Source organism: uncultured Campylobacter sp. (assembly GCF_938045535.1).
In the GTDB taxonomy this organism is placed as follows: domain Bacteria; phylum Campylobacterota; class Campylobacteria; order Campylobacterales; family Campylobacteraceae; genus Campylobacter_B.
The window spans coordinates 1-3,643 of record NZ_CALIMQ010000208.1 but is presented as its reverse complement, the minus strand read 5'-3'; the positions used below and the strand labels follow the sequence as shown (position 1 = coordinate 3,643).

3 protein-coding genes are annotated in these 3,643 nt (G+C 51.7%); all 3 read left to right on the top strand.

The window, feature by feature from the left end:
* On the top strand, positions 1-2,145 hold a 2,145-nt coding region (locus Q0095_RS06385), incomplete at its 5' end, for a nitric-oxide reductase large subunit (protein WP_297882430.1).
* 257 nt (positions 2,146-2,402) lie between these two features.
* Complete coding sequence (locus Q0095_RS06380) at positions 2,403-2,846, top strand: GatB/YqeY domain-containing protein (RefSeq protein WP_297882428.1); 444 nt, start codon at positions 2,403-2,405, stop codon at positions 2,844-2,846.
* 128 nt (positions 2,847-2,974) lie between these two features.
* Positions 2,975-3,592, top strand: coding sequence for a hypothetical protein (locus Q0095_RS06375; protein ID WP_297882426.1), 618 nt, complete (start codon positions 2,975-2,977; stop codon positions 3,590-3,592).
* Positions 3,593-3,643 lie beyond the last annotated feature (51 nt).

Sequence of the window (3,643 nt, the reverse complement as noted above, 5' to 3'; positions counted from 1 at the left end):
CAGTCTCCGCCGGTGGTAAAATTTACCGATGCTAGCGGAGCTGAGCTAATCAGCACCGAGCGTATTTACCGCGGGCAGGAGGCCTGGCAGAGTATCGGCGGTATGCAGGTAGGCTCGATCTGGGGTCACGGAGCGTATCAGGCGCCCGATTGGAGCGCGGATTGGCTGCATAAGGAGCTGGTCGCGTTTATGGATATCAAGGCGCAGGAGCGTTTCGGCGTGAAATTTGATGCCTTAAATGACGAGCAAAAGGCTCAGATCAAGGCGCTTACCAAGGCCGAGTACCGCACCAACACCGTAAAAGACGGCACCGTCAAGCTAAGCGATGATCGCTTGAAGGCCATGGCTGTCGTAAAAGACGAGTACATGGGCGTTTTCGGAAACGATCCGCGCTTTAAAAAGCTTCGCGAGGATTACGCGATGAAGGAAAACACGCTCGCAAACGAGCAACACCGCGCCGAGCTCGTGGATTTCATCTTTTGGACTGCATGGGCGGTTTCTACGGATCGTCCGAGCGGAGAGGCGACCTATACCAATAACTGGCCGCACGAGCCGCTGATAGACAATGTCCCTACCACGGAAAACGTCATTTGGACTATCGTAAGCCTCGTTGTTTTGCTTACCGGCATTGGTTTGCTGGTGTGGTTTGGAAATTTCTACGGCAAAAAGGACGAGGATTTCGAGGCTCCTGCGAAGCTAAACGCCGATCCGATCGCCGCTTTAGCGCTTACGCCGTCGCAAAAGGCGCTCGGCAAGTACCTTTTCGTAGCGATTGCGTTGTTTGCATTTCAGGCCTTCATCGGCGGCTTTGTTGCGCACTATACGATCGAGGGTCAGTCCTTTTTCGGGCTTGATATTTCGCAGTATATCCCTTACTCGCTAGCGCGCACCTGGCACGTGCAGGCGTCGATTTTCTGGATCGCTACGGGCTTTTTGGCGGCGGGATTGTTTCTAGCGCCGATCATCAACGGCGGCAAGGATCCTAAATTTCAAAAGCTCGGCGTGGACGTGCTTTTCTACGCGCTTCTTTTCTTAGTCGTCGGCAGCTTCGCGGGCGAATACATGGCGATTGCGGGTAAGATGGATCCAAGCAGCAGTTTCTGGATCGGACATCAAGGATACGAGTATTTAGACCTCGGTAGAATTTGGCAGCTGATACTGTTTGTGGGCCTTGTGATCTGGATGGTACTCGTGCTTCGCGGCTTTATCGCGGGCTTTAGAGCCGAGGGCGATAAGAATTTATTGGCGATCTTTACCGCTTCGGTTATCGCCGTGGGGCTTTTTTACGGCGCGGGGCTATTTTACGGACAGCGCTCGCCGATCCCTGTGATGGAGTATTGGCGCTGGTGGGTCGTGCACCTTTGGGTCGAGGGATTTTTCGAGGTTTTCGCGACTGCGTCTTTGGCGTTCGTGTTCGCGTCCTTGGGCTTAGTAAGCAAGAAATTTGCTACCTACACCTCGATTGCTAGCGCATCGATTTTCCTAATAGGCGGAATTCCTGGTACCTTCCACCACCTCTATTTTGCGGGCACCACTACGCCGATAATGGCTGTGGGTGCGAGCTTCTCGGCGCTTGAGGTCGTTCCTTTGGTGCTTTTGGGCTCGGAGGCGTTTCACTATTACAAACTTCAATTTGCGCAGGATTGGGCTAAGCGTCTAAAATGGCCGCTTTACTGCTTCATCGCAGTGGCGTTTTGGAATATGCTGGGCGCGGGCGTTTTCGGCTTTTTAATCAACCCGCCGCTTGCGCTATTTTACATCCAGGGCTTAAACACCACCGCAGTGCACGCTCATACGGCGCTATTTGGCGTATACGGCTTTTTGGCGCTCGGCTTCGTGTGGCTCGTGGCGCTGTATATCTACAGGCAAAAAAGCTTCGACGATACGCTTATGAAGATCGGCTTTTGGGCGCTTAACGCGGGTCTGCTTCTAATGGTGCTAATCTCGCTTCTGCCGGTTGGAATTTTGCAGGCGTTTGCGGCGATCGACGTGGGTATGTGGTACGCAAGAAGTGCGGAATTCTTGCAAAAAGATAGCCTCTATGGGCTCCGCTGGGCGCGCATCATCGGCGATACGATCTTTTTGGTTGGAAGCGTGTGCTTCTTGCTTCAAATCGTGCGAATGATATTCTCGCGCGCTAAATAGAGCTTTTGTGAGCTTTAATTACTCGCTTTGCCTCGCAGGAATTTTATTCCTTGCGGGGCTTTTAAATTTTACTCGGCTTTGCGCGAGCCTTTTGTGCGTGAGCTTTTGCTGCAAAGGGTAGCCGCGCGAGCTTTAAATTTAGCCGCAAATCACTCTAAATCTTTAAAATTTTAAAATTTCATCCTCTTAAATTTACCCGAGCCAAATTTTAAATTTGCTACAATTAGCGCCGAAATTTCAATCTAAAGGAGTGAAAAATGGGTGTGCGAGAGCGAATTTTAGAAGACATAAAAACGGCGATGAAAAGCGGCGATCACTTCCGCAGAGACAGCCTGCGGATGCTTAACGCCGCGCTTAAGCAGGTCGAGGTGGACGAGCGCATCAGCCTTAGCGACGAGCGCGTCTTTAGCATACTTCAAAGCGAGATCAAGCGCCGAAACGACTCCGTACAGCAGTATCGCGCGGGCGGTCGCGACGATCTGGTGCAAAAAGAGCAGGGCGAGATCGAGATCATCGCGTCCTATCTGCCAGCGCAGCTAAGCGATGCCGAGCTTGCAGCCGAGGTTAGCTCGCTAATCGCCGAGCTCGGTGCGAGCGGCACAAAGGATATGGGGCGCGTGATGAAAGCCGCCAAAGAAGCGCTTGGCTCAAGCGTGGACGGCAAGCGGCTGAGCGAGGCGGTCAAAGCGGCACTGAAGTAGCCTGCGTTTGAGGCTAAATTTCGGCTACGGCTAAATTGTATCGACGTAAAATTTCACCGCTGAAATTTTTTGAGATAGAGCTTTGGCTGCGGAATTTATACGCTAATTTAAAATTTTAAAGGATCATCATGAAAAAATTTATCGCAGTTTTACTAGCTGTCCTGCTTGTGGGGTGCCAGTGCAAACAAAACGTAGTGCCTGGGGCGAACGAAACGCCCGAAAAGATCACGGCATTTTTCATAAACGATGGCAAGGAATACATCGTAGGCGAGAAGCTCAGCTATGTGCTGACGGATGGCTCGTCGCTTAAGAAAATCTCGGAATTTTACGATGGCGGATACGCCAAGGGGCTTAAGCGCGAGTTTGTGCAGATCGAAGTGATGGATGCGAAAAACGGCGAGGTGCGCGGTAGCTTCAGTGCTTTTTTAAACTCTGCCGCAGGAGCAGACGTCGCCAAAATCAAAGCTCTAGCGAACCGCATCGAAATCGATGAGAAAAAAGGCGAGATAGAAGCGATTTTCTACTTCGATGCGCGCGTCGTACAGATCAAAAATCTTAGCGAAATAATGAAGCCAAGCGATAGGCTGCGCTCTCCGATTCCGGCAAACATCGAGGTTAGGCCTGAACGCTGCGAGGGCAACGCCCTATTGTATACGATAAGCACCATCGTAGCTGTGCCGATAATAATCGTGGGAACGGTACTGTTTCTGCCCGTGGTGATGATGCAGGAATATAGCCCGCGATAATAAAATCGCGCGGGCGGTCGCGACGATCTGGTGCAAAAAGAGCAGGGCGAG

Bases quoted from the DNA above. Each gene is read 5' to 3' on its own strand.
- Q0095_RS06375 (WP_297882426.1), top strand. From the start codon at position 2,975: ATGAAAAAATTTATCGCAGTTTTACTAGCTGTCCTGCTTGTGGGGTGC.
- Q0095_RS06380 (WP_297882428.1), top strand. From the start codon at position 2,403: ATGGGTGTGCGAGAGCGAATTTTAGAAGACATAAAAACGGCGATGAAA.